Annotated in this window: 19 protein-coding genes and 1 pseudogene; 7 read left to right on the top strand and 13 right to left on the bottom strand. The window is 32.0% G+C overall.

Annotated features, from left to right (window positions below):
- The first annotated feature begins 31 nt into the window (after positions 1-31).
- Positions 32-1,210 (top strand): aldose epimerase family protein, encoded by a 1,179-nt coding sequence (locus ACFQ1R_RS09965; RefSeq protein ID WP_379926021.1) that lies wholly within the window; start codon positions 32-34, stop codon positions 1,208-1,210.
- Between the two features lie 63 nt (positions 1,211-1,273).
- Here the strand turns inward: ACFQ1R_RS09965 and ACFQ1R_RS09960 are convergent, their stop codons facing one another.
- The 6 genes from ACFQ1R_RS09960 to ACFQ1R_RS09935 form a co-directional block, all read right to left on the bottom strand.
- Positions 1,274-3,193, bottom strand: coding sequence for a glycoside hydrolase family 97 protein (locus ACFQ1R_RS09960; protein ID WP_379926020.1), 1,920 nt, complete (start codon positions 3,191-3,193; stop codon positions 1,274-1,276).
- 80 nt (positions 3,194-3,273) lie between these two features.
- Positions 3,274-4,116: an alpha/beta hydrolase family protein gene (locus ACFQ1R_RS09955; RefSeq protein ID WP_379926019.1), complete on the bottom strand. Its 843-nt coding sequence runs from the start codon at positions 4,114-4,116 to the stop codon at positions 3,274-3,276.
- Positions 4,117-6,876: a PD-(D/E)XK nuclease family protein gene (locus tag ACFQ1R_RS09950; RefSeq protein ID WP_379926018.1), complete on the bottom strand. Its 2,760-nt coding sequence runs from the start codon at positions 6,874-6,876 to the stop codon at positions 4,117-4,119.
- 74 nt (positions 6,877-6,950) lie between these two features.
- Positions 6,951-8,294 carry an OmpA family protein gene (locus tag ACFQ1R_RS09945; RefSeq protein WP_379926017.1) on the bottom strand — a complete coding sequence of 448 codons (1,344 nt, stop codon included), beginning with the start codon at positions 8,292-8,294 and terminating at the stop codon, positions 6,951-6,953.
- A 123-nt stretch (positions 8,295-8,417) separates the two neighbouring features.
- Positions 8,418-9,611 carry a glycine C-acetyltransferase gene (kbl, locus tag ACFQ1R_RS09940; RefSeq protein WP_379926016.1) on the bottom strand — a complete coding sequence of 398 codons (1,194 nt, stop codon included), beginning with the start codon at positions 9,609-9,611 and terminating at the stop codon, positions 8,418-8,420.
- 21 nt (positions 9,612-9,632) lie between these two features.
- Positions 9,633-12,770 (bottom strand): UvrD-helicase domain-containing protein, encoded by a 3,138-nt coding sequence (locus tag ACFQ1R_RS09935; protein ID WP_379926015.1) that lies wholly within the window; start codon positions 12,768-12,770, stop codon positions 9,633-9,635.
- 127 nt (positions 12,771-12,897) lie between these two features.
- Between ACFQ1R_RS09935 and ACFQ1R_RS09930 the strand changes: the two genes are divergently transcribed.
- A complete protein-coding gene (locus tag ACFQ1R_RS09930; RefSeq protein ID WP_379926014.1) occupies positions 12,898-13,506 on the top strand; it encodes a superoxide dismutase in 609 nt (202 codons plus the stop codon).
- Between the two features lie 57 nt (positions 13,507-13,563).
- On the opposite strand, the gene ACFQ1R_RS09925 is transcribed toward ACFQ1R_RS09930, so the two are convergent.
- The 7 genes and pseudogenes from ACFQ1R_RS09925 to purN form a co-directional block, all read right to left on the bottom strand.
- Positions 13,564-15,801, bottom strand: coding sequence for a hypothetical protein (locus ACFQ1R_RS09925; protein ID WP_379926013.1), 2,238 nt, complete (start codon positions 15,799-15,801; stop codon positions 13,564-13,566).
- A 586-nt stretch (positions 15,802-16,387) separates the two neighbouring features.
- On the bottom strand, positions 16,388-18,286 hold the full coding sequence (locus tag ACFQ1R_RS09920; protein WP_379926012.1) for an amidophosphoribosyltransferase: 1,899 nt from the start codon (positions 18,284-18,286) through the stop codon (positions 16,388-16,390).
- 118 nt (positions 18,287-18,404) lie between these two features.
- Positions 18,405-19,332: pseudogene (locus ACFQ1R_RS09915) on the bottom strand (PfkB family carbohydrate kinase).
- Between the two features lie 83 nt (positions 19,333-19,415).
- Complete coding sequence (locus ACFQ1R_RS09910; RefSeq protein WP_379926011.1) at positions 19,416-19,919, bottom strand: threonine/serine exporter family protein; 504 nt, start codon at positions 19,917-19,919, stop codon at positions 19,416-19,418.
- A 1-nt stretch (position 19,920) separates the two neighbouring features.
- Positions 19,921-20,685, bottom strand: coding sequence for a threonine/serine exporter family protein (locus ACFQ1R_RS09905; protein WP_379926010.1), 765 nt, complete (start codon positions 20,683-20,685; stop codon positions 19,921-19,923).
- A 78-nt stretch (positions 20,686-20,763) separates the two neighbouring features.
- On the bottom strand, positions 20,764-21,405 hold the full coding sequence (locus tag ACFQ1R_RS09900) for a ribonuclease H1 domain-containing protein (protein WP_379926009.1): 642 nt from the start codon (positions 21,403-21,405) through the stop codon (positions 20,764-20,766).
- Between the two features lie 53 nt (positions 21,406-21,458).
- Positions 21,459-22,022, bottom strand: a complete 564-nt coding sequence (purN, locus tag ACFQ1R_RS09895; protein WP_379926008.1) for a phosphoribosylglycinamide formyltransferase — start codon at positions 22,020-22,022, stop codon at positions 21,459-21,461.
- A gap of 263 nt (positions 22,023-22,285) precedes the next feature.
- Here purN and ACFQ1R_RS09890 point away from each other — a divergent pair, with 263 nt between their 5' ends.
- The 5 genes from ACFQ1R_RS09890 to pyk all read left to right on the top strand — a co-directional run bounded on the left by ACFQ1R_RS09890 (position 22,286) and on the right by pyk (position 26,568).
- Positions 22,286-22,519 carry an acyl carrier protein gene (locus ACFQ1R_RS09890; RefSeq protein ID WP_007647141.1) on the top strand — a complete coding sequence of 78 codons (234 nt, stop codon included), beginning with the start codon at positions 22,286-22,288 and terminating at the stop codon, positions 22,517-22,519.
- 13 nt (positions 22,520-22,532) lie between these two features.
- A complete protein-coding gene (gene fabF / locus ACFQ1R_RS09885) occupies positions 22,533-23,783 on the top strand; it encodes a beta-ketoacyl-ACP synthase II (protein ID WP_379926007.1) in 1,251 nt (416 codons plus the stop codon).
- Between the two features lie 7 nt (positions 23,784-23,790).
- Positions 23,791-24,531 carry a ribonuclease III gene (gene rnc, locus ACFQ1R_RS09880; RefSeq protein WP_379926006.1) on the top strand — a complete coding sequence of 247 codons (741 nt, stop codon included), beginning with the start codon at positions 23,791-23,793 and terminating at the stop codon, positions 24,529-24,531.
- 118 nt (positions 24,532-24,649) lie between these two features.
- Entirely contained in the window at positions 24,650-25,135 is a 486-nt protein-coding gene (locus ACFQ1R_RS09875; protein ID WP_379926005.1) for an IPExxxVDY family protein, read from the top strand.
- Positions 25,135-26,568, top strand: a complete 1,434-nt coding sequence (gene pyk, locus ACFQ1R_RS09870; RefSeq protein ID WP_379926004.1) for a pyruvate kinase — start codon at positions 25,135-25,137, stop codon at positions 26,566-26,568. The genes ACFQ1R_RS09875 and pyk overlap by 1 nt, the downstream gene beginning before the upstream one ends.
- The last annotated feature ends 31 nt before the right edge of the window (positions 26,569-26,599 follow it).

Raw genomic sequence — 26,599 nt, 5'->3', positions numbered from 1 at the left:
ATATTAATTTGAAAACCAACTAAATAAAATTATGAATAGATTTAAAAAAAGTATCTACGTGCTTTCGGTTGTAACCATTGCTTTTTTAAGTGTTCAATGTAAAAGCGATAAAAAGAAAGACGTTGAGGTTGTGCCTCAAAAAGAAAATTTAGTAACTATTTCAAAAGAAGCGTATGGTACAACAGCCGATAGTATTGCTGTAGATAAATACACTTTGAAGAATGAAAAAGGTATGGAAATAGACATTATAACCTACGGAGGCATCATTACAAAATGGACTGCGCCAGACAAAAATAACAACTACCAAGATATTGTTTTAGGTTATAATACCTTAGCGGAATATGAAAAAGCAACACCTTATTTTGGAGCACTAATTGGCAGATATGGTAATAGAATTGCAAAAGGTAAGTTTTCAATTGATGGTGTTGAATATAACTTAGCAACAAACGATGGTTCTAACCACTTACACGGTGGTGTAAAAGGATTTGATAAAGTAGTTTGGACAGCAAATGAAGTTTCAACAGATAGCACAGCATCTATCGTTCTTACTTATTTAAGTAAAGATTTAGAAGAGGGTTACCCAGGAAATTTAAAAACCACAGTAACATATACACTTACAAACGATAATGAATTGTTGGTTGATTATGAGGCAACAACCGATAAAAAAACCATAGTTAACTTAACACAACATTCTTATTTTAATTTATCTGCCGATTTTTCTAAAACTATTTTAGATCATGAAATTACAATAAATGCAGATAAGCTTGTGCCAGTTGATGCTACTTTAATACCAACAGGCGAACTTACAGATGTAACCAATACGCCATTCGATTTTAGAATAGCTAAAGCCATAGGAAAAGATATTGGTGTTAAAAACGAACAATTAGCAAGAGGTTTAGGTTACGACCATTGTTGGGTGTTAAATAACCAAAATAAAGGTGTAAGACTTGCAGCTTCTGCATACGAAAAAGAAAGTGGCAGATTACTTGAAATTTTTTCTGATGAACCAGGAATTCAACTATACACAGGTAACTTTTTAGATGGCACATTACCAAATAAACAAGGAGGAACGTATGCACACAGAACAGGTTTTTGTTTAGAAACGCAACACTACCCAGATTCGCCTAACCAAAAAGCGTTTCCGTCAGTAGTTTTAAGTCCAAGTGAAACTTATAAATCTAAAACATCATTCAAGTTTTCAGTAAAGTAAACTTATAATACACATACATAAAAAAACCAGTAATATTAACATTGCTGGTTTTTTTTATTGTATTTAATACTTCATTACAAAACCACCATGTGCTTTCATTGTAACTGTAACATTTTCAGAAGTATTTATCGGGTTTTTTAAAAAGCCATTAGCACTATCTGTAATAATAAAACCGTTCTTTTGGTTTATAAAAGATAAATTAAGAACAACTGTTTTTTCGGTGTTTTCACCATTAATACCAACCACAAACCACGTGTTATTTTTCTTTCTAGCCATCACGACATCTTTTCCAGGAAAACCATAAACAAATCTAGATTCGTCCCAATTTGTTGGAATATCTTTTAGATAATCAATTATAAATTGTGGTTGTTTAGCCATACCATCTGGTGTTTCTGCCATGTGTTGAATACCTGATAGAAACAGTATAGGAAGTGCCAATTCAAAAGTTGGTGTGGTTTTTCTTGTAATGTTAGGAATGGCATCTAAAACCATGGGTGTAAAATCCATTGGATCAAAAACATTGCGTGTAAAAGGTAACATGGTACAATGGCTAGGTTGTAAATCGGCATTTTCTTGAAAGAAAGTAATAAACTCTTCACCCTTAATAGCTTCGGTAGTTAATAAATGCGGATAGGTACGTTGCCAACCTCTAGGAAGCGTTGCACCATGAAAGTTTACTAATAGTTTATACGTTGCAGCATCTTTTAAAATGGCGTGGTAATAGGCAATCATAGATTGCCCGTCGCCTCCAAAAAAATCTACTTTTATACCTGCAATACCTAATTGATTTAGTTTAGAAAACGTTTCAACTCTATCATTATGTGTTAATAATTTATCTTTTGGGTGGTAAGGTGTTGTATTCCATGAGCCTGATGAGTTGTACCAAAGCAGCAATTTTACATTTTTAGTTTCGGCATAATCTGCTAATTGTTTTATTTTTTCATCACCAATTCTTGTGTCCCAATCGGCATCAATAAGGCAATATGGCCAATTCATTTCAGAGGCATAATCTATAAATTTCATAGATGTTTCGTAGTTGGTAAATTCATCTTTCAGTAATACCCAACTCCAAGAGGCTAAACCACTTTTTATGAACGAAGGATCTAAATCAATAGCTTTTTCAGCTAAATCGGTACCTAACGTACTTTCGGTAATGGTTTTTAAAGAACCGATGGTTATAATACGCCAAGGCGAAAACCAAGGTAATTTAGATTCAGGATTTAATGCACCATCAGGAAAAATTTCTTCGCTTTGAGGAAATGTAACTTGTATGGCATTTGCATCAGTATTATACATTAATCGGCTACCGCAATAATTTTCATTTAAAGTAGTTTCTGAAATTAAAACCCACGTATTATTGCTGTTAAATAACGCAGGATATACCCAACCTTCACCTATTGGCGATTTTGAGTTTGCAGGAATGCCCATTTGATAATGCTCTTCATAGGAAGGGTTTGTACTTTCCCAACCTGTTTTTGCTTTAGACATGGGTTGTAACCACGCTTTAGTTTCAGCAGAAAAATTATAAGTGGTTTTTTCTTCAGTTATTTTTTTAATTTCTGAAGTGGTTTCAGGGAAGTAATAACGAAACGCAACACCATCATCCGATAATCTAAAGATAATATCCATTAAGTTTCCTTTACTATTTTGAAGCTTTACAATATATTCATTAGCTGAATACTTTATGTTTTTCTGCTTTCCTTGAAGCATAGAATAGTTATCTGTAACCAATTTTGGCTTAGAAACCTTTACCAGTTTTAAATTATTGAAAAAGTTAGCATCTTCCCTTAAAACACCCAGATTTGAAGAATCAATTACTATATCGTTATTATGGGAAATTTTGTAAGTTGGTGTATTATCTGTGCTTAATTTGAATTCTAACTTGATGGTTTTTGTTGGATTTTCAAAAATTGAAATAGCCTTTTGAGCATTACAAGAAACTAAAAAAAGGCTAAAAAAGAATAGTGTAAATATATTTTTCATATAAGTGTTTTAATTACACTTGTAAAGTACAAAAAAAAACAGTTTGTGTGTATTTTATTTTATATGAAAATTTAGCTTTTTTAAAACATTAAAAATTTAATGGATTTTTTAACAACCTCATTTAGGCTTTCTGGTAATGAATCTTTTTTCCAAGGATGATTTGCTCCAAATACATGGTTAGCACCATCAATAATTTCCAATTGACTTTTAGGATTCCAATTATGAAGTAAATTTGCTTCATCCAACAAAACACTATCATCTTGATTTCCGTGAAGTATTAAGTGAGGAATTTTTAAATTTGAAACTGCTCGTTTAATAGTTAATCGCTTTTCATTAGCTATAAAATCTTCATAAAATTGGTAATAATGTGGCATTTGCTGTTTGGTTCTGCCATTTAAAACATGTTTTACGCCTGTTTTTTTCCAAAGTTCAATCTCTTGTTTTGTTCCCATTCTGTTACCAAAATTGGAAACACTTGCTAAACTAATTAGTTTTGTAATTCGGGTATCTTCTTCTGCTTTAATAGCTACAATTCCGCCGCCTCTACTATGCCCAATTAGTGCAAGGTCATTAATATTTGCTATGCTTTTTATTTCTTCGGTATTAAAAATCCAATCAATAACAGTTTTTAAGTCATCTAATTCTTTGGTGTAATTGTTATTTCCAAAGGCTTCCAAATCTGGAAAATCTATAGGTTGTTCCAAAGTACCACCATTATGAGAGAAGTTGAATTTTATGAAATAAAATCCAGCTTCTGCAAAGGTTTTTGCCATAACATTCCATGAACCCCAATCTTTAAAGCCTTTGTAACCATGACAAAAAATTATAACAGGCATGTTTATTTTATTTGAAACAAAAGTGGCATCAATTAAAATTGGTTTTTCATGGATTCCATTAATTACGGTATGTTTTTGCGTTATCATTTAAACTTCTTTTTCAGTAAATGGGATGTTAGGATTACAAATTTCTAGAATAAGTTGCTTTAACTCAACTGTAAAATTATCAATAGTATCTTGAGTAATTAAGGTGTCTTTTTTAGCATAAGCTCCAGCTTTATCTTTTTTAGCGAAATTTAAAAACCCTGCGCTTAGGTTTTTAAATGAAATAATACCAGCTTCTATGGGAAGTTTTATATCACCTTGAAGTTGCATTATTAGTGCATAAGTAAGTACTTGAAAACTTTTACTATACTTTTTATAATCGGTTGTAATATCTTCCCAATTTACAATTTCAACAAGATTTTGGTCTACGCGCCCGGTTTTGTAATCAATAATGCGGGTTATACCGTTATACTCATCAACACGATCAACTTTTCCAACTAGTTTTACAGGAAAATTTAATTCGGGAATTTCTATAATAACTTCGCTATTTGCTTCAATTTCTAATATTTTTATTTGGTTTCCAGCTTTTAAATTAGCTATTTCCAAATCTAAAAAGTTAGACACATAACGTTTTGCAATTTCAAAAATAATAAGGTTTTTGCCTTTTGTAATATCGCCTTCTTTGTATTCTTTTTTAAAGTGATAGGTTACTGTATCTTCAATTTGATTTTTTAGGTTTTTAATACTTTCAACAGTTAAAAATGTACCTTTTAGTGGTTTATAAAAATCTTCAAGCGTATTGTGAACAACGGTTCCTAAAGTGTTAGCAGCAACGGTTTCTTCAACATCGTCGTATTCTTTTATTTTTAATACTTTCTGATAATAAAAATCTATAGGGTTTCTAATATAAGATGTTAAGGATGAAGGTGAAAACCCTTTTTCGGCAAGTTTTATTAACTCATTTTGAAGGTTTTCGGTTTTCTCAATCGTATTTAAAGTTGTTTCTATAACAGGAACTTCTGGCACTATAATTTGATGCTGTATGTTGTGCTTGCCTTCTATTTCTAATTGGGTTATAAACCTGCTTTTTTCGCCACCTGTTAATACATCTGCTTCTGTGTTATAAAGAATGTAAACGTTTTTAGCACGTTGTAAAAGTCTGTAAAAGTGATAGGTGTAAACGGCATCTTTTTCTTTATAAGTTGGTAGGTTGTTTTCCAATTTCACATCAAAAGGAATGAATGAATTATTGCTTTTTCCAGAAGGAAGCACACCTTCATTAACCGACGAAATAATGACCGTTTCAAAATCTAAAACACGCGATTCTAACATTCCCATAATTTGCAAACCTTGTAATGGTTCACCTTGAAAATCTAAAGTTTCCGAGCTTAATAACTCTTTATAAATACCAAATAAGGTTGAAACATCTTTTATGTGTTGGTATGTAGAATTTAATCTAGAAAGCTCGTTAAACAACTCGTTAAAACGGAATAAATATTCTAATGAAAGTAAATTTGATGTTTTGTTTTCATCCAAATGCTGTTTAATGGTTATTATTAAATTAGAACAGTTTTTTAGTACATTTTCAATAGTTGTATCCCAATTTAAAAACAAGGTATTTATAACTGCAGTACAGTTTTCAGCAATTTTATTTAAGCGTTCAACAGTAACATAAATAATGTTGTTGTCTTCAATGGTTTCAATTAGTTTTGATGCATAATCAATACCATCAACAAAAAACAACGGTCTTATAAATTGATGAGAAATAATATTTATCACTTCTTTATAATAAAATGCGTTTGATGGATTTTTATGCAGATGAAACAACGCTTCAAACAACGATGCTAAAGGAATTGATTTTAACGGAAAACCCATAGTAATATTTAAAGCATCACTATTTTCTGGTAGTGAATTAAGTACTGGAATTAGCAAGGTTTCATCACCAAGAATAACTGCAGTGTTTTGAAGGGTTTGGTTTTCTTGTTTTAAGGTTTTTAATAAAGAACCAATATATTTTGCTTGACCAATATTTTTAGGTACGCCAAATGTTTTAATATTTTTTTCAGTTGAATAATAATTTGTTACCCAATTAAAAGGATTGTTTTTATAAAATAACCAAGTTTCTTTATGATGCTTAGTAAACAATGCCGCATCATGGTTTGGATGGTTTATAAAATGTGCATCAATATCCCAATATACTTTTGCTAAATTGTTTTTAAGCAATTCTTGAATGATAGTTTCTTCGCAAGTATTTAAGGCGTTAAAACCTAAAAAAACATGCTGTTTTTGGCTATTGTTTTGAATGTAAACTTCTAAGTTTTCAACAGCTTCTCTATAAATTAAACCTTGGTAACCAAGGTTGTTATGTAATAGGTGTTCTGTAAAATGGGTGTAGTATGAATGTAATTTGTTCCAAAAGGCTAAGTATTTTTTAACAAAATCAGTTTGGTTTCCTTCAACCGACCAATGTTTTAAATCTTGAATATTGCTTAAATATTCAAAGATATTTTTTTGAGGAATGCGATATCTGTCAATCTCATTAAAGTCTTGCAGTAAAATTTGTGCCCATTTAGAAAACACTTCAAAAGTATCGGCATTTTCTTTTTTAGTTAATTGAAGGTAGGTGTTGTAAAACTGAAAAAGAAGCTCTGTGTTTGAAATTGACTTTAGTTGCGACAACTCTTCAACAAATTCTTCAATACTAATAATTGAAGGCGAAAAAATAGTTTGTTTAGCAACGCTACTTAGCTGATGTTTTAAAAAAAGTCCAGCCCGTTTACTAGGTAAAATAAAGGTAAGTTCAGATAGGTTTGCATTGTTTTTTTGCAAGTCTTTTAGAACATCAAAAATAAATGTTGTCATTATATAAAAATAAAAAACGCTTCGGATATCCGAAGCGTTTTTAAACTTATTTATTTAAAGTTAATTAGCTTTTATTATTTAGCTAAGTTAATTTCAACACGTCTGTTGTTTGCTCTACCTTTTGCAGTTGTATTTTTATCTATTGGTTTAGACTCACCATAACCTTTAGATGAAAGTCTGAATTCATCAATACCATTTTTAGTTAAATATTCTTTAACTGATAACGCTCTAGCGTCAGATAAATCTTGGTTTAACTTATCGCTACCTACACTATCAGTATGACCTTCAACTGTAAATTTAGAGTTAGGGTATTCTTTAAGAATTTTGATAATATCAGCTAATACAGCTTGAGATTGAGATTTGATAGAAGATTTTCCAGTATCAAATAAAATCGTTTTAGCGTAAGCATTTAAAGTTTTTTGAACTTCTTCAGAAACTTCAGGACAACCGTTGTTAGCAACAGTACCTTTAACGTCTGGACATTTATCATCTTTGTCTAATACGCCGTCACCGTCTGTATCTGGCCAAGGACAACCTTTGTTAGCAGCAGGACCAGCAACTGAAGGACATTTATCGTCAGCATCAGTTACACCATCACCATCAGCATCTGGACAACCAGCTAAAGCTTTTAAACCAGCAACTGTAGGACATTTGTCATCTTTATCAGCAACACCGTCACCGTCAGAATCAGGACATCCGTTTAATTCAGCTAAACCAGCTTCGTTAGGACAAGCATCTTTGCTGTCTTCAATACCATCACCATCAGTATCAGGACAACCATTGAAAGCTGCAATACCTTTAACATCTGGACAAGCATCATCTTTGTCAAAAATACCATCACCATCAGTATCAGTACCACCAAATTTAATAGAGATACCAGCTGTGTGTTGGAAATGAGAATTTAAGTAATCTTCGAAAGAGTGTTTGTAAGCTGTTTGTAATGTTAAACCAACATTATCATTAAACCAAATGTTTAAACCTAAAGTTCCATTTAAAGTACCAGCACCAATTTCATTAACCCAAGTGTAACCACCACCAACACCTAAATAAGGGTCAATAGTTGTTCCTTGTAAAAAGTTATATTTAATAGTACCATCAATACCATAGTAAGATAAATCACCTGCATTTGAAGCACCATCCCAGTTTTCAATTTTGTTTAAAGATCCACCTACTCCTAAAGAGAAACCATCACCTAAATATTTAGAAACAGTAATAGTTGATAACGATGGTAAAATGTTCCAGTTGTCTCCAACGTTGAAGAAGTCTTTAAACATTCCACCTACATCACTTGTTGGGTAATTATCTACGGCATTAGCACCAATTGTAATTTGCCATGGATTGTTTTTGTCTTGCGCATTAGAGTTGCTATAACCAAGTACAAGCAACATAGCGAACAGTAATCTGCTAAGATTTTTCATATTCAAAAGTTTAATTTTTAAGTGTTAATTGTAAACAAAAGTAAGTTGTTAAATGTTATTAACAAAGACAAATATATAAAAAAAACGAAGATTTTACTTGTTAAGTACTATTTCAGAATGATTTTATATGATTTTTAATGCTTTGCCTACGGTAGTGAAGGCAAGAATAGCTTTGTCTAAATGCTGTTTTGTGTGTGCTGCCGAAAGTTGAACACGTATTCTTGCTTTTCCTTTTGGTACAACAGGAAAAAAGAAGCCAATAACATAAATACCCTCGTTTAAAAGCATATTTGCCATAGTTTGCGATAATTGAGCATCATATAGCATTACTGGAACAATAGCAGAATCTCCATTAACAATATCAAAACCAGCAGCTTTCATGCCTTTTTTAAAATAGCTTGTATTCCATTCTAATGTGTCGCGCAATTCAGTATTATTTGCCAACATATCAAAAACCTTTATAGAAGCACCAACAATAGCAGGTGCTAATGAATTTGAAAATAAATACGGTCTAGAACGTTGACGAAGGATGTCTATAATTTCCTTTTTACCAGTAGTATAACCACCCATAGCACCACCTAAAGCTTTTCCTAAAGTACCAGTTATAATATCAATTCTGTTTAAAACGCCTTTTTCTTCAAGTGTTCCACGACCTGTTTTACCTATAAAACCTGCGGCATGACATTCATCAATCATTACTAATGCGTCGTATTTATCAGCTAAATCACAAATTTTATCAAGCGGCGCTACTATACCATCCATAGAAAAAACACCATCTGTTACAATTATCTTAAATCTAGCTCCATTTTTATTGGCAGCAATAAGTTGGTTTTCTAAATCTTCCATATTGCTGTTTTCGTAGCGGTATCTGGCGGCTTTACATAAACGTACACCATCAATTATGGAAGCATGATTTAAAGAATCGGAAATTATAGCATCTTCAGCGCCAAGCAAAGGCTCAAAAACGCCACCATTAGCATCAAAAGCTGCGGCATAAAGTATGGTGTCTTCTGTTTGATAAAAATTGGCTATTTTTTGTTCTAATTCTTTGTGAATATCTTGAGTACCACATATAAAACGTACAGAACTCATGCCAAAACCATGTGTATCCATGGCGTTTTTTGCTGCTTGAATAACATCGGGATGCGATGATAATCCTAAATAATTATTTGCACAAAAATTTAAAACGGTTTCGCCTGTATTTAAAGTAATTTCGGCACCTTGAGCAGAAGTGATAATACGTTCTTCTTTATAAAGTCCGTTGTTTTTTATGTCTTGAAGTTCTAATTCTAGATGTTTTTTTAGTTTTCCGTACATAATTTTATGTTTTTAGCAAAATTACACTTCTTTTACTAAAATATCATCATTTATATACACAAGAATCTTCTTTTTAATGCGAATATTCATTTCAAGTAATACATCTTCATACGATTGCAATTGTTGGGTGTGTTTTTTATCTTCAGCACCTGTTTTATAATCAATAAGTATTGCATCATTTTCGGTAGTTAAAACCACTCTGTCGGGTCTTAAAATAACGCCTTCTTTGGCAATAATATCACGTTCGTTATATATAGTTTGGGTTGAATTATAATACATTTCAAGTGAAGGATGATTCACTATTTTAGTAATTATTTTTTGCAATTTTTCAGCCTGTGTGTTACTAATAATGGCAGTATTTACATAACTAAAAACAGCAATTTCAACATCGTCTTTGGTTTTAATTTTCGCCATGATATTATGAATTAGATTTCCTTTTTCAATGGCTTCTTCTTGGTTCGTATCCCAAAGCATACCCGATTTTGTAACTACTTTTATATTTTGACTTTCTTTAGATGTTGAAATAAATTCTGTTTGAATTGTGTTTTCTGTTGAAGTTATTTCTGGTTCACTTTCTCTTTTTTGATTTCCGAAGAAATACACAGATTCCGAATCGTTCCAAATGCCTAAATGTTGCAGATAATTAATGAACAAACCTGAATATTTTTTAATACTTACATCGCCTTTTGAAGCGGTTTCGGTTGATGAAATAATGTAAAGTTGCTCAACAGCACGTGTTAAAGTTACATACAGCAAATTAATGTTGTCCAGCTCTTGTTCAGATTTGTGGTTGTTGAAAATTTCCAAGCCAATAGCACCAAAATTCTCAAAGTCTTTATTGAAATTTAATAACGTATGCGAAAACCCTTTGTAAATATTTTTATTAATAGGAAACCATTCTTTAGGTTCTAATTCTCTGTAAATATCTAAATCGGCATACGGGAAAATAACCACAGGAAATTCCAACCCTTTGGATTTATGAATAGTCATTATTTGAACTGCATTTTGCCCAACAGGTGAAACAATGCTTAAATTGTTTTTTTTCTTATCAAAATACTCTATAAAACCAGAAATATTTGAGCCTTTTTTTTGTGAAAAGTCTAAAACCACATCCAAATAAAACTGAATATAAGCGTTCGATTTTTCAACTAAACTAAAGCTTCTTACAATGGTTTCAACCAAATCAAATAAGGGTAATTGTAATAATTGATGGCTGTTTATTTGAATATTAAAAGATTCAAAACTTTTAAATAATTGCGAAGTTGAAAGGCTTATATGCTGGCTAAAAAAATCGTGCTTGTTTTCAATTTTAAATTTAGTAGCCAAAAAATTTAAAATCGCTACTTTAATTTCGTTGTTTTTTGGCTGAATTAATAGTGAAAGTACATTGTTTATAAATGTAACTTCTGGCGCATTGTAAATTAATAACGTTTCTGAAGAAATAATCCGAATGTTTTTCTCGCTTAAGTAATTTGCAATAGCAACACCTTCTTTTTTCTTTCTAACTAAAATGCAAATGTCTTTATATTCAAAGTCGTTTTCAATGCATTTTTCAATGGTTTTCAGTACGTTTTCACAAAATTGTTCATCTCTATCATCATCTTTTTCAATGTTTAAAAAGGATAGTTCAACATAACCTTGTTCGGTTTTAGTTGTGTTTTGGTTTGCGTTTTCGTAAAGATTTCTATAAGCTTCATTACTAAAAACTTGGGTTGCCAAATAATTAAAAAAACCATTATTAAAAATAACTACTTCTTTAAAACTTCTAAAGTTAAAATCTAACGTGTTTACGTTTTGATTGCTGTTTGGAAACGGTTTTGCTGTTTGGTTAAATAAATCTATAAACTGTTCTGCTTTACCACCACGCCAACGGTAAATGGCTTGTTTTGCATCGCCAACTAGCATGGTACTTCCTGTATTGGTAGCTAAGGAGTTATCTAACAAAGGCATTAAGTTTTTCCATTGCATTGTTGAGGTATCTTGAAACTCATCAATAAAATAATGCTTAAATTTTTCGCCCAAACGTTCGTAAATAAATGGTGTTGGTTGGTTGGTTATTTCGTTACTAATGATGCTGTTAAATTCTGAAATGAGCATTTTGTTTTGGTCTAATTTTAACAGATTTAATTCATTGTTTATTGCGTTTAATACCGATAATGGCGTGGTGTTTTTGTAGAAAGCTTTTGAAAATTTAAGATGAAAAATAGCTTGTTTAGTAAGGTTAAAAGCTTGTGCTATTTGCGGTTGTAATTGGTCTATAATTGAAGCTATTTCGGGTGTTACGCGTTTTGGGTAAAGCGTATTATTTTCAATATCGTCTTGCCATTTGTTACCAAAAGTAACATCAAAATTTTTATTGGCTAATTTTTGAAAATGCTTTGGTAAATAGCCAGATGAAAAATCATTAAACTCCAAACCAGCTTCTTCAAACAAGGTTAAAAGACTTTTTGATGCTTCAACAATCGCATTTTCAGTAGTTTTTATATCATTTTTTAATTGAATTTTTAAATTTTTAAAATCGTCTAAGGTTTTATCTTTTAAAGTTTCAATAAACGGAATGTCATTTTCATTGGTAAGTAGTTTTGCTATTTTATTAAAATCAAAAGCAACATCCCAACTTTTATCATCATCGGCTTTTTCAATAGCAAATTCTACTAAAACCTTTGTTAAATCAGCATCGGTTCCAGCTTTGGCAATTAAACTATCAACAGCTTCATTTAACAAAGCATCTTGGTCTAATTCAACTTCAAAGTTTAATGGCAATTTTAAGTCGTAAGCAAAGGTTCGTATTAGTTTATGCGTAAATCTATCAATGGTTGAAATATCAAAAGCCGCATAATTATGTAAAATAGTGTTTAGTAAAATTTTAGATTTTTCATGAAGTTCCTTTGGAGCCATTTGCAATTCTTTACAAATAGTTTCAAACATGGTATCTGATTTTTCAAAAATAGCATCATCCGAAAAGGTTTTAAGCGTTTTGATGATGCGTTCTTTCATTTCAGCAACCGCTTTGTTGGTAAACGTAATAGCTAAAATGCGCTTAAATTGCTGTAAATTGTTCGACTTAAATAAAATTTTTAAATATTCTTTTACTAAAGTGAAGGTTTTTCCACTTCCTGCAGAAGCGTTATATATAGTAAAAGGATGTATTTGCGACATAAATATTGAAATTTGCATACAAGATAAAAACTATCAATGGTTTGATAACAATTAATTATTTTTAATTGATGTGTTTTATCCGTAAATTTGAAAATAAAATAAATACTAATAATTAAAACAAAACATTATGGCTTTTGAATTACCACAATTAGGATATGCTTATGATGCCTTAGAGCCTCATATTGATGCACGTACTATGGAGATACACCACTCAAAACATCACCAAGGATATACTACCAATTTAAATAATGCAATTGCAGGAACCGATTTAGATGGAAAATCTATTGAAGATATTCTTGCAAATTTAGATATGAATAACGCTGCAGTAAGAAATAATGGCGGTGGTTTTTACAACCACTCCTTATTTTGGGACGTAATGAAACCAGAAGGTAAAGGCTATTTATCTGGCGAATTAAAAGATGCTATTGAAGCAGCTTACGGTTCTAAAGAAGGTTTTATGGATGCATTTTCTAAAGCAGCTGCAACACGTTTTGGTTCTGGTTGGGCTTGGTTATGTGTACAAAAAGGAGGTAAGGTAGAAGTTTGTTCGTCGCCTAACCAAGATAATCCACTTATGCCAGGTGTTGGTTGTGGTGGCACACCAATTTTAGGAATTGATGTTTGGGAACATGCTTATTATTTAAACTACCAAAACCGTCGTCCAGATTATATTAATGCATTTTTTAATGTTATTAACTGGAATGAAGTTGAAAGACGTTACGCTGAAGCGAAATAATTTTATAATAAAATATAAAGGCGTTCAAGTTTTTTCTTGAACGCCTTTTTTTATGCCTTATTTTATAAATTTTGTGGTTAGCGTATTTACAAATAATACGTTTCCTATTTTATCATAACCTTCAAATACCTCGATATTTTTAGCAGATTTTATCATGGCTTCATGGAAACCAATTACCGTTAAATCAGCATCAACCGAGTATTCATTTATCAAATCATGTCTGTTTTTATGTTCGTCTAAAGGTAAAACGCGAATATTATTAGCAGAAATTGGTAAACGACCGCTAGAGGTTAATTCAATTAAGTTTTCTTCTTCTTGCTTTAAATGTTCTTTAGGGAATGTAGCAAAAATTTTAATTTGCCCTTTTTTCCAATCGGAATGCCCAAGAATGATGTACGACATTAAAATCATTAAATTGGCATTTTCATAATCTTCTTTATTAATCCAAACATGAATATCTTTTTTGTATCCAAAACCCTTGTCGGACGTTGCCAAAATACACAAGTCGTATTTTGCGGTTTTTAAAACGCTGTAATTGTCAACAATGTCTGTTAGCCATTCGGTTTGACCTTTTTTATACTCAAAAAGCATCATATTGTTTGGTTGTCCAGAAATACCAGGTTGCTGTATAGCTTGTACAATAGCAGCGGTATTTGATGGGGAAATAAGGGTTTCTAAAAACACATTCGATTTACTTGATGCAGAAATATTAATTAGTTTTTCAAGATTTTTTTCGGCTCGTTCTTTAGATTCTTTAGAGAAATAATCTTTTTCAAAATGGATATAGGTTCCAAAACCATAGCGGTGCGAAATCCATTTCATCATTTCTAATGCGCTGTAACGTTCAAAACTATCTTTAGATAAACATAAAATAGCTGGTCTCCAATCTTCTTCGGCCTTATCTTTTTCAGCTTTTTGTAAAAATACCTGCATGGTTCTACTAAATTGATGAATTACACCTTGAAAAATATTAGCCATTCCTTTTTTAGTATCACTTTTAATAGAAATGTAGAAATATAATACCACCATAAGCGCAATGGCAGCCATAGCATAAGGTGTGTTAATTTTAAACATTAAATAAATACACATAATGGCACCTAATAAGGATAAATACCATTTCGATTTAAATGAAGGTCTATAAGAAGGATCTGCGGCAAAATGTTGTAAAAATGAAATTAAACATAAAGATCCATAAGTAACCATGAAGAACATAGAAATAATTTCGGCAACAGCATTAACATCGCCCATTAAAACAAAAACCAAGGCTATTATACTTGTAAGAATGGTAGCGTTTCTAGGTTCATTATTCTTTTTTGTGCCTTTAGCAACCCAAAAATTTACAAATTTATTAGGAAATACTTTGTCGCCGCCTATGGCTTGAAGTGTTCTTGGCGCTACCATAAATGAACCAAGCGCTGATGAAATGGTTGCAGCCGCTAAACCTATGGGTATAATTGGTTCCCATAAAGCTATTTTACTCATTATTAATTGATCTGCAACCAAGTCTGATGGGTTTGCTGAAGATGCTAATTTATAGGCGATAAACACATATATTATCATACCTATTACGGTAGCAGCTAGCGTTCCTAGTGGTATGGATTTTTTTGGATCTTTTAAATCGCCAGATAAACCAACACCAGCTGTCATACCTGTAAATGCTGGAAAAATGATAGCAAACACATAAAAAAAACTTTTATCGGAATTTACACCACTAAATAGTTGAGAGCTATCAAAAACTTCAGAATAAGATGTTGAACCCATAAAGAAGAAAACTAACGAAAGTGCAAGTATGGCAACAACAATGTATAAAGCTTTCATACCCAAATCGGCACCTTTAGTTACCATAAGCCAAATTAAAAGTAACAATGCAGGAATGGTAAATAAGCGGTTATCATAAATTTCATAACCAAATTCTGTAGCAACCCAAGGTTTTATGGCATCAAACGCTTCACCAAAAGCAATAACATAAAATGCCACACTTATAGCTTGCGATAAATAGAGTGCAATACCAATAGCAGCACCAATATTAACACCAAACGAACGCGAAATAATAAAGTATTCACCACCACCTTCAACTTTTTGATTGGTAGCTATTTCTGCTAAAGCCATAGCGGTTGGTATAGTAACTAAATGACCTATAAATATAATTAGTAGTGTTCCTGAAAATCCTACTGATCCAACTGCAAAACCAAAACGCAAAAACATCACAGCACCAAGTATGGTTGATATTGCAGTTAGAAAAACGGGAAGTGTGCCAAAATTAGCTTTAGCTGGCGAAATTGTTTTACTACTCATATTAATTTTGTTGGTTACTGTTTTATGACAGTTAAATTAATGAAAAGTCACTCGTAAAACTATTTTTGTTTTCAGTTTTTAAATTGACCTAAATAGGGTGGCTATAAAGTTGGTATGTTTTTTTAATTGAGGCGTAGTTTTTTAACAAAAAGAGAGGTTGCTAATACTTTAATTTGCGAAAGTTTATAAAATGAAAAAGGTGAACGAGAGTTCACCTTTTTGCCCCAAATCTACCATAAACTTAACCTACTTATGTTATGGTGAGACAAATATATATTGATTAAAGAATTACTAGAAATATTTTAGTCAAACTACTTATAAATTGGCTTAACAGATATTAATCCGTTTTAGTGATTTTAAACACGGATAAACGTACGTTTTAGAAACTAAATCGCATAAAAAAAGGCGAACGAGAGTTCACCTTTTTTTGCCCCAAATCTACCATGAACTTAACCTACTTATGTTATGGTGATACTAATGTATATCTATTTTAGAAACTCTAAATATTTATTAGATAAAACGCATAATTTTTCAGATTAAATGTATTTTCCTCAGAATACATGCGTTAAAATTGTGTACATTTAAATTAATAAGCACGTTCTTTATTGCCTTCATAAAAATTGATGAAAGCACGGTTTACAACGCGGTTACCACCTACTGTTGGGTAATTTCCGGTAAAATACCAGTCGCCTAAATGTTCTGGACATGCTTTGTGTAAATTTTCAACCGATTGGAAAATTATTTTCACTTCAGCATTTATATTATCTGGACTTAAAAGTTCGGCTATTTTATCAGAAATTTGCTCATCTGTAAATGGGTCGTAAATTTCTTTTACAAAGTTTTGTACGTAAACATCTTCTAATTCTGTTTGGTCTATACATTTATCATAAACTTCTTTTACAATATCGTATTTGCCAGCTTCTTTTAATAATTCTAATGCGGCTCTAAAAGCTACTAAACTTTCAAGATTTGCCATATCAATACCGTAACAGTCTGGATAACGTATTTGAGGTGCCGATGAAACCACAACAATTTTCTTTGGGTTTAAACGATCAAGTATTTTTAAGATACTCTTTTTTAAGGTTGTACCTCTTACTATACTGTCATCAATAATAACCAGATTATCATTTGGTTTTATAACTCCATAAGTTACATCGTATACGTGTGCAACTAAATCGTCTCGACTACTATCTTCTGTAATGAAGGTTCTTAGTTTAACATCTTTAATAGCAATTTTTTCAACGCGGATGCGTTCTGATAAAATTTCGGTTACTTTATCAGCTGAAATTGAGCGTTGCCCTGTTAATATGGCGGCTGTTTTCTTTTTATTTAATGAAGCTTCGGCAGTTTCAATCATCCCAAAAAATGATGTTTCTGCTGTATTTGGTATGTATGAAAACACGGTGTTTTTTGTGTCGTTATCAATAGCTTCCAAAACTTTAGGCATTAAAAGTTTACCAAGCATTTTACGTTCTTGATAAATTTCGGCATCACTACCTCTAGAGAAATAAATACGTTCAAATGAACACGATTTACGTTCCAAAGGTTCTAATATTTTTTTAATAACAACTTTTCCAGATTTTTTAGTAATGATAGCATGACCAGGTTCTAGTTCTTTAACGTCTTCAAATTTCACATTGAATACGGTTTGTATTACTGGGCGTTCTGAAGCGATTACAACAACTTCATCATCCATGTAGTAATATGTAGGCCTAATTCCTGCTGGATCTCGTAAAACAAACGAGTCGCCATGCCCTATAAGTCCTGCCATAGCATAACCACCATCCCAATTTTTAGCTGCTTTTCTTAATATTTTGGCAACGTTTAAGCGTTCGGCAATTAACGGAGATGCTTCATTTTTGCTGTAGCCTTCTTTTTTTACATCTTTATAAATTTTACTTACGGCATCATCTAAAAAGTGACCAATTTTTTCCATAATTGTAATGGTATCGGTGTATTCTTTTGGGTGTTGTCCAAGCCTAATAAGATTTGCAAATAATTCTTTAACATTGGTCATGTTAAAGTTTCCAGCCATAATTAAATTTCTATGCATCCAGTTATTTTGTCTTAAAAACGGATGCACACTTTCAACACTATTTTTTCCAAAAGTACCGTAACGCACGTGCCCTAAAAACACTTCACCTATATATGGTATGTGCTTTTTTTGTAGTGCTATATCATCAGCATATTCTGGGTGTTCTGTAAATTCTTTATTTACACGATCGTTTATTTGAGCAAAAATATCTTGTATGGGTTGTTGTGCTATGGAGCGTACACGACTAATGTAACGTTCACCTGGTTTTGTATTTAATTTTATACTTGCAAAACCAGCACCATCTTGTCCACGGTTGTGCTGTTTCTCCATCATAAGGTACATTTTGTTTACCCCATAAAAAGCAGTGCCATATTTTTCTTTATAAAATTCTAATGGTTTTAAAAGCCTTAAAACAGCTATACCACATTCGTGTTTTATTGAATCACTCATTTTTAAAGATTTTCGCTTTACTTAATTTTTATATATCATTCTTTAAAATTTTTAATTTCTAAGGAATGATTAATTATTACTTAAATTAAAAACGCGCTCTATTTTTGAGCGCGCTGGTTTATGCTAATTTTATATCGAACTGTGTTAATTGTTTAAATTGCATCAGTCGTTCCTGTACTTCTTCGTTTTTTAAATTTTCCATACGTTCGGTACCAAACTTTTCAACACAAAAAGATGCTAGGGTTGAACCATAAATAACAGCATTTTTCATGTTTTCAAAAGATGTGTCACCTGTTTTTGCAATGTAACCTGCAAATCCACCAGCAAATGTATCGCCAGCACCAGTTGGGTCGAAAACTTCTTCTAATGGTAACGCAGGTGCATAAAAAAACAGCGTCATTATGAAATAATAAAGCGCCATGTTCACCTTTTTTAATTACGACATACTTTGGTCCCATAGCATGAATTTTTCTTGCAGCCACAACTAAAGAGTATTGTCCAGTAAGTTGTCTAGCTTCCTCATCATTAATGGTAATAACATCTACACGTTTCATAACATTATGTAAATCTTCTAATGCGCTATCCATCCAAAAATTCATAGTATCTAAAACTACTAATTTTGGTTTTTTTGTCATTTGATCTAAAACACTAGATTGGACGATAGGATGTAAGTTTCCTAACATAACTATTTCAGCATCACGGTAGTTTTCTGGAACTACAGGATTAAAATCGGCTAGTGTATTTAATTCTGTAACGAGTGTATCGCGGGTATTCATATCGTTATGGTATTTACCACTCCAAAAGAATGTTTTGCCATTTTTAACGATTTCAATACCAGAGATATTAATGTTTTTATTAGACAAAAGGTCTAAATATTTTTGAGGAAAATCGCCACCAACAACTGAAACAGTTGCAGCATCAATATTAAAATGTGAAGCAGCTAAACCAATAAATGTTGCAGCACCACCAAGAATTTTATCGGTTTTCCCGAAAGGCGTTTCAATAGCATCAAAAGCTACAGTGCCAACAATTACTAATTTGCTCATTAAAGTTATCTGATAATTTTGTGCAAATATACTATTAAACTTTAAAATGCTGTGTTAATTAGTGTTCGATTTATGCCGAAGTTTTATTTATTAAATTTATTGAATAAAGAAATTTTAATTTGTTTTGCCGACTCTTTTCTTGTAAGCAACATTGGTGCATAAACACCAATTGTTATTGCCATTAATACAAATAATGTTTTACTGCCATTTGTGATGGTATTATCTAATAGCGACATAAATTTGTCTGGATTTGTGTTGTAGGCTAGTTTAATAAAACCTTTCATGGTGTAGTAAGCAAACGTGCCTGGAACCATTGGAATTACTGCAGGAATTGAAAATACAAAAGGCGGTGAATGTTTATAATGAGCAGCAAAAATGCTAAGTATGCCTATTACTGCACAACCTATAAAGGTGCTAAATACTACACCAATATTCCAATGCATAAAAAACAACTTTGTAATGCCTCCTAAAGCAGCCATTAAAAAAACAGGAATTAGTGTTCGGGTAGGAACGTTAAATAGAATGGCAAAACCAACGGCAGCACAACCAAACCATATTGCTTTTTCAATAAAAATTAGTATTTCCATTTTAATTAGTATTAAATATTAAAATAGCTAAAAGTAACCCTGTTGAAATAGCAAATGATACGACTACGCCAATAAAAGCACGAACCATTCCGTTTATGGTATTTCCGTCTAAAATATCAGATATTGAATTAATTAATTGTATACCAGGAATTAAATATAGTATAGATGTTATAAAAAGAATGTTATCATGTTTATACGGTAATAACAAACCTAATGAACCAGCTATTGTAGCTGAAAAAAAAGAAGCTATAAATATATTAACGTAAGGGTTTACCTTTTTTTTAGCCAATTCTTGTTTTAAAAATAACCCTAAAAAAGCTGCAATAAAAACAAAAAGCATTTCAATGAAATTGCCATCATTTAATCTGCAAAAAGCACTACATGCAAATGCCACTACCGATAAAACTATAAAACGCGGATAATGAGGCAAGCTTTTTAGTCTTTTAACTTCTTCTTTAGCTTTTTTAACAGATAGTTTTTCTTCTACAATTTGCCAACTTAATTTACTTAAACCACTTACTATTTTAAAATTAGGTATGTGGTTGTAGGTTTGTTTTAATTCATTAAAAGACACATTGCCATCAGAATCTTTAAGCGTAAGTATTATAGCTCTGTGCGTAATTAAAAAATCGGTTTTAAAGTTGTAACTTTTACCTATACGTTGCATGGTAAGGCGTATTCGGTTTGTGTTGGCACCAGAACTCATTAGCAATGCGCCAATTTCTAAAAGTAAAGTGCCAATTTCTGAAGATTGAGGTTTCTGCATTTTTAAATGGAAATGCTTTTTTTAAGTATATACAAATGTAATAATTTTTTAAGTGGTTTATTATAAAGTAAAGCGCTATTATTTCCTTCCAAAATCGGCAGGAATTTCACCCCAAGCTTTGGTTTCCCATTTTACAATAACGGTGGTGTAAGTATTGGTTTTTAACCAGTTTTCAGCTCTTTCAACCAACTGAAAAAGTGCTTTGTTTTTTTCGTTTGGTTCTAATTTAGAATTACACGCTTTCTTTTTCACCCAACTAATGGCTGTTTTACTATCGGTATATAAAATGCGGTCGCTGTTATTTTTTTTAAGAAGTGCCAACCCATGAACCAATGCTAAAAATTCTCCTATGTTATTAGTGCCTTCTTCAAAAGGACCTTGAATAAAAAGTTGTTTTTTGGTTTTAGTATCTACACCGCGGTATTCCATTTTCCCAGGATTTCCACTAGAAGCTGCATCAACTGATATAGAATTGTAATTAGGTTGTCCAATTTTTTTTAATTGTTCAGCAGATAACTCACTTTTAAAATCAGATTTTTTCCCAACATAATCAAAATAATTACCTTTTAAAGCAGCTTTGGCGGCATCAAAACTTTCAAACGATTTGTATTGTGCGCCTTCAAAATTATTTATATGGGCTTTACAGTCGTTCCAAGTTTCAAAAACACCAGTTTTGTGTCCTTTCCAAACGGTATAATATTTCTTTTTCTTTTTTGACATTTTATGTCATCCTGAACTTGTTTCAGGATCTCATCTATTTAAATTTCTTACTTCTATTTTAACAATTCTTCTACTACCTTCGGGAAATGTGCCATTTCCAATTCATGAATTTTAGCAGCAACATCTTCAGCGGTATCCGATGAACTTACATCACACTTCGCTTGAAAAATAATGGCGCCTTCATCGTAATGTTCGTTTACATAATGTATAGTAATACCAGTTTCGGTTTCTTTATTAGCCACGATAGCTTCATGAATATGCATGCCATACATGCCTTTGCCGCCATACTTTGGAAGAAGTGCTGGATGTACATTAATAACTTTATTGGGAAAGGCATTTAAAATAGTTTCTGGAAATTTCCATAAAAAGCCAGCTAAAACAATCAAATCAGGTTTTGAAGCTTTTAAAATATTTAGAACATCATTGGTTTCTGTTAAAGCAATTTTATTAAAAGATAAAGCGCTAACTTTTAATAATTTGCATCTATCTAGTACTTTGGCATGAGGATTGTTCGTAAGCACTTGAACAACAGACGCCTTATTGCTGTTTTGAAAAAATTTGATTAAATTTTCTGCATTAGTACCACTTCCGGACGCAAAAATTACAATACGTTTCATCTTTTATTATTTATATTTTATAGGTGCAACAAGCAAATTAATATAAAATGTTTTGCAAAATTTTTCAAATTTATACCATTTTACACCCAATAATGCTAACTTGTTCAAACAAAAAAAAGAATAAATATTAACAAATTAAGAGTTAAAATAAAATAGTTAAAACTTATTTACTAAATTACAATCACATTTTTTTAGTAAAGATGTGATTTAAAAATAAAGTTTTTTATTTTTGCCACTTAATTAAAACTTAAAATTAAAAGATTATGTCAGACATTGCATCAAGAGTAAAAGCGATTATCGTAGACAAATTAGGAGTTGATGAGAACGAAGTTGTAACTGAAGCTAGCTTCACAAACGATTTAGGAGCAGACTCTTTAGACACTGTAGAATTAATAATGGAATTCGAAAAAGAATTCGATATTCAAATTCCAGACGATCAAGCTGAAAATATAGCAACAGTTGGTCAAGCTATTTCTTATATAGAAGCTGCAAAATAAGCAAAAACATTTTATGGAATTAAAACGAGTTGTAGTCACAGGATTAGGGGCTTTAACACCTATTGGCAATACCAAAGACGAATATTGGGAAGGCTTAATAAGTGGTAAAAGTGGTGCTGCGCCTATAACCTATTACGATACCGAAAAGTTTAAAACGAAATTTGCTTGCGAATTAAAAAACTTTAATGCTACCGATTTTATCGATAGAAAGTTAGCAAGTAGAATGGATAAATTTACGCAATATGCTATGGTAGCTGCTGATGAGGCAATTGCCGATGCAAAGCTAGATTTAGATACCATTAACAAATTGCGAGTAGGCGTAATATGGGGTGCGGGCATAGGCGGTTTAGAAACCTTTCAAGAAGAAGTTTTAAACTTTGCCAAAGGTGATGGTACACCAAGATTTAATCCGTTTTTTATTCCTAAAATGATTGCCGACATTGCGCCAGGAAATATATCCATTAAATATGGATTTATGGGTCCAAATTACACAACAGTTTCTGCTTGTGCTTCTTCAGCAAACGCTATGTTTGATGCTTTAAACTCAATTCGTTTAGGGCATTGTGATGTGGTTGTAACAGGAGGAAGTGAAGCGGCAGTTACTATAGCTGGTATGGGTGGTTTTAACGCAATGCATGCTCTTTCAACTAGAAATGAAAGTCCAGAAACAGCTTCTCGACCATTTGATGCAACCCGTGACGGGTTTGTATTAGGAGAAGGTGCTGGAGCAATTATTTTAGAAGAATATGAGTACGCAAAGGCAAGAGGAGCAAAAATTTATGCTGAGTTTGTTGGTGGCGGTCTGTCTTCAGATGCTTACCACATGACTGCGCCGCATCCGGAAGGAAGAGGTGTTGTTGCCGTAATGAGAAACTGTTTAGAAAATGCAGGTTTAAAACCAGAAGATGTAGACCATATTAATACACATGGAACATCTACACCATTAGGTGACGTTGCAGAACTAAAAGCAATTTCAGAAATTTTTGGTAGTCATGCAAAAAATATAAATATTAATTCAACAAAGTCAATGACTGGGCACTTACTTGGTGCTGCAGGAGCAATTGAAGCTATTTCGGCTATTTTGGCAATGGAACACGGTATTATACCGCCAACCATTAACCACACAACAGTAGACGAAAATATTGATCCAGAGTTAAATTTAACTTTAAACAAAGCTCAAAAGCGTAATATTAAAGTAGCTATGAGTAATACATTTGGATTTGGCGGACATAACGCTTGTGTATTATTCAAAAAATTAGACTAAATCCCGAATGAAAAACATTCGTAACATATTAAATTCCCGTTTTAAACGCAACGGGAATTTTTTTATGGAGTTAACTAAAATTCTTGGGTTTAAACCTAAAGATATTAAATTCTACAAAAAAGCATTCACGCACCGTTCCATGAACATAAAAGATAGTCATGGACACGCCATTAATTATGAGCGTTTGGAATTTTTAGGTGATGCTATGTTAAGTGCCGTTATCGCATCTCATTTATACTTAGAAGTGCCAGCGGGTGACGAAGGCTATTTAACAAAAATGCGATCAAAAGTTGTAAGCAGAGAGCATTTAAATGAATTAGGTAAAGAGCTAAGCCTCATTAAATTAGTAGAAAGCAAAATACCACCAGGACAATTTGGCGATAACATTCATGGAAACTTATTTGAAGCATTAGTTGGTGCCATATTTTTAGACAAAGGTTATAAATACTGCGAAAAATTTATCTATAAACGTGTCATTACACCCTATGTTGATATTGAAACACTTGAAGGTAAAGTAATAAGTTATAAAAGTTTACTAATAGAATGGTGTCAAAAAGAAAAGCGAACATTTGGGTATAACGTTTACGAAGATACTGGAAATGATGAAATAAGACATTTTTCAGTAAAACTATCAATAGATAATAAGGTTGTTGCAAAGGCAAGAGCCACATCCAAAAAAAAGGCAGAAGAAAAAGCCTCAAAACGCGCGTTTTTTGTATTTCAAAACAAAATGTCAAAAATGCTTTAAATCATTTTTAACAACACCAATTAACTATAACGTTTTAGTGGGTTTACTTGTTAAGATTCCCCTAACTTTTACAAAGGAATGTTTTTAAATACTATATTTACGGTGTTTAACATAAGTTATGGCTGTACACAAACTTATTCTGGAATCTGTTTTTGATGAGGTGGATTGCACTTTAATAGCAATTCATTCTGCTATTGAAGATTATAGATTAACATATCTTTTAAATAAACAGTTGGGTACAAATCTTACTCGAAAAATTCCAGATTTAGATTTTAGTGCAGGCAAATCAACATATTCAATTTTTGAATGGGAAGATACTATGAATCTCACAACATGGAACTTAGTGTCTAATATTTGTAAAACAGAAATTAACAAACCTCAAATAATCAACTCGTTGTTTGATACAGAGGAAAAAATAATCAAAACAACCTATTTAGTACCAGAGCACAAGGCCGTTAACTATTTTTTAAAAATAGATAGCGAGTTTAACTTAACGAAAGAAAAACATATTTTAAATAAAATATTACAACTACATCAAGTTATAACAGCCTTTAGTATTGATATTAATCAATTAAAATCCAAAGACAATTTAATTTTTAGCTAATGCCATTAACAAAAAAAACCAAAATAGTAGCTACCTTAGGTCCAGCTACAAGTACCAAAGACGTTTTAAAAGGAATGCTTGAAGAAGGTGTTAACGTTTTTAGAATAAACTTTTCTCATGCCGATTATAATGATGTAGCAGAACGCATCAATATGATTCGCGAACTAAACGAAGAATTCGGATTTACAGCAGCCATATTAGCCGACTTACAAGGTCCAAAACTTCGTGTTGGGGTTATGAAAGAAGAAGTAGTAGTAAACCCAGGCGATGAAATAATTTTTGCAACAGGAAAACGATTTGAAGGCACAAAAGAACGCGTGTACATGACATACGAAAGATTTCCTCAAGATGCAAAACCAGGCGAACGTATTCTTTTAGATGACGGAAAATTGATTTTTGAAGTTGTTTCAACAGACAATGAATCAGAAGTAAAAGCAAAAGTTATACAAGGCGGTCCATTAAAATCTAAAAAAGGAGTAAACCTGCCAAACACAAATATTTCACAACCTGCATTAACAGAAAAAGATATTGAAGACGCAATTTTTGCTATAAGTCAAGATGTAGATTGGATGGCATTATCATTTGTTCGTCATGCTGAAGATTTGATGCAATTGCGCGATTTAATTGAAAAACATAGCGATCATAAAATTCCAATTATCGCCAAAATTGAAAAACCAGAAGCGGTAAAAAACATAGATGCTATTGTTGCACATTGTGATGGTTTAATGGTTGCTCGTGGCGATTTGGGTGTTGAAGTTCCTGCTGAAGAAGTGCCACTAATCCAAAAACAATTGGTTTTAAGAGCAAAAAAAGCTAGAATACCTGTAATTATAGCAACCCAAATGATGGAAACTATGATTGAAAGTTTAACACCAACAAGAGCCGAAGTAAATGACGTTGCAAACTCGGTTATGGATGGTGCAGATGCTGTTATGCTTTCTGGTGAAACATCGGTTGGTAAATATCCTGTACAAGTTATTAGGCAAATGGCAAATATTTTAAAAAGTGTTGAAGATTCATCATTAATTAAAGTGCCACAATTACCACCTCATATTCGTACCAATCGTTTTATAACAAAATCAATTTGTTACCATGCAGCTTTAATGGCAAATGAAATTGATGCAAAAGCTATTTCTACTTTAACAAATAGTGGTTATACTGCATTTCAAATTTCAGCATGGAGACCAACATGTCATATTTTAGTATTTACATCTAACAAACGTATTTTAACACAATTAAGTTTACTTTGGGGTGTTAGAGCTTTCTTTTATGATAGATTTGTTTCTACTGATGAAACTGTTGGAGATATAAACAGAATGGCAAGAGATAATGGCTACTTATCAAAAGGTGATATGGTAATTAGTTTAGCGTCAATGCCAATTGCTGAAAGAGGTATGGTTAATACTTTGCGTGTTAGAGAAATATCACACTAATTTTTTTAAAGAACTATAAATTAACGCCATC

It is taken from the genome of Mariniflexile jejuense (assembly GCF_042675665.1).
GTDB lineage: Bacteria > Bacteroidota > Bacteroidia > Flavobacteriales > Flavobacteriaceae > Mariniflexile > Mariniflexile jejuense.
This window is presented reverse-complemented; position numbering and strand designations above follow the sequence as displayed.

Coding starts and splice junctions, on each gene's coding strand:
- ACFQ1R_RS09965 (WP_379926021.1), top strand. CDS start 32: ATGAATAGATTTAAAAAAAGTATCTACGTGCTTTCGGTTGTAACCATT.
- ACFQ1R_RS09960 (WP_379926020.1), bottom strand. CDS start 3,193: ATGAAAAATATATTTACACTATTCTTTTTTAGCCTTTTTTTAGTTTCT.
- ACFQ1R_RS09955 (WP_379926019.1), bottom strand. CDS start 4,116: ATGATAACGCAAAAACATACCGTAATTAATGGAATCCATGAAAAACCA.
- ACFQ1R_RS09950 (WP_379926018.1), bottom strand. CDS start 6,876: ATGACAACATTTATTTTTGATGTTCTAAAAGACTTGCAAAAAAACAAT.
- ACFQ1R_RS09945 (WP_379926017.1), bottom strand. CDS start 8,294: ATGAAAAATCTTAGCAGATTACTGTTCGCTATGTTGCTTGTACTTGGT.
- kbl (WP_379926016.1), bottom strand. CDS start 9,611: ATGTACGGAAAACTAAAAAAACATCTAGAATTAGAACTTCAAGACATA.
- ACFQ1R_RS09935 (WP_379926015.1), bottom strand. CDS start 12,770: ATGTCGCAAATACATCCTTTTACTATATATAACGCTTCTGCAGGAAGT.
- ACFQ1R_RS09930 (WP_379926014.1), top strand. CDS start 12,898: ATGGCTTTTGAATTACCACAATTAGGATATGCTTATGATGCCTTAGAG.
- ACFQ1R_RS09925 (WP_379926013.1), bottom strand. CDS start 15,801: ATGAGTAGTAAAACAATTTCGCCAGCTAAAGCTAATTTTGGCACACTT.
- ACFQ1R_RS09920 (WP_379926012.1), bottom strand. CDS start 18,286: ATGAGTGATTCAATAAAACACGAATGTGGTATAGCTGTTTTAAGGCTT.
- ACFQ1R_RS09910 (WP_379926011.1), bottom strand. CDS start 19,919: ATGGAAATACTAATTTTTATTGAAAAAGCAATATGGTTTGGTTGTGCT.
- ACFQ1R_RS09905 (WP_379926010.1), bottom strand. CDS start 20,685: ATGCAGAAACCTCAATCTTCAGAAATTGGCACTTTACTTTTAGAAATT.
- ACFQ1R_RS09900 (WP_379926009.1), bottom strand. CDS start 21,405: ATGTCAAAAAAGAAAAAGAAATATTATACCGTTTGGAAAGGACACAAA.
- purN (WP_379926008.1), bottom strand. CDS start 22,022: ATGAAACGTATTGTAATTTTTGCGTCCGGAAGTGGTACTAATGCAGAA.
- ACFQ1R_RS09890 (WP_007647141.1), top strand. CDS start 22,286: ATGTCAGACATTGCATCAAGAGTAAAAGCGATTATCGTAGACAAATTA.
- fabF (WP_379926007.1), top strand. CDS start 22,533: ATGGAATTAAAACGAGTTGTAGTCACAGGATTAGGGGCTTTAACACCT.
- rnc (WP_379926006.1), top strand. CDS start 23,791: ATGAAAAACATTCGTAACATATTAAATTCCCGTTTTAAACGCAACGGG.
- ACFQ1R_RS09875 (WP_379926005.1), top strand. CDS start 24,650: ATGGCTGTACACAAACTTATTCTGGAATCTGTTTTTGATGAGGTGGAT.
- pyk (WP_379926004.1), top strand. CDS start 25,135: ATGCCATTAACAAAAAAAACCAAAATAGTAGCTACCTTAGGTCCAGCT.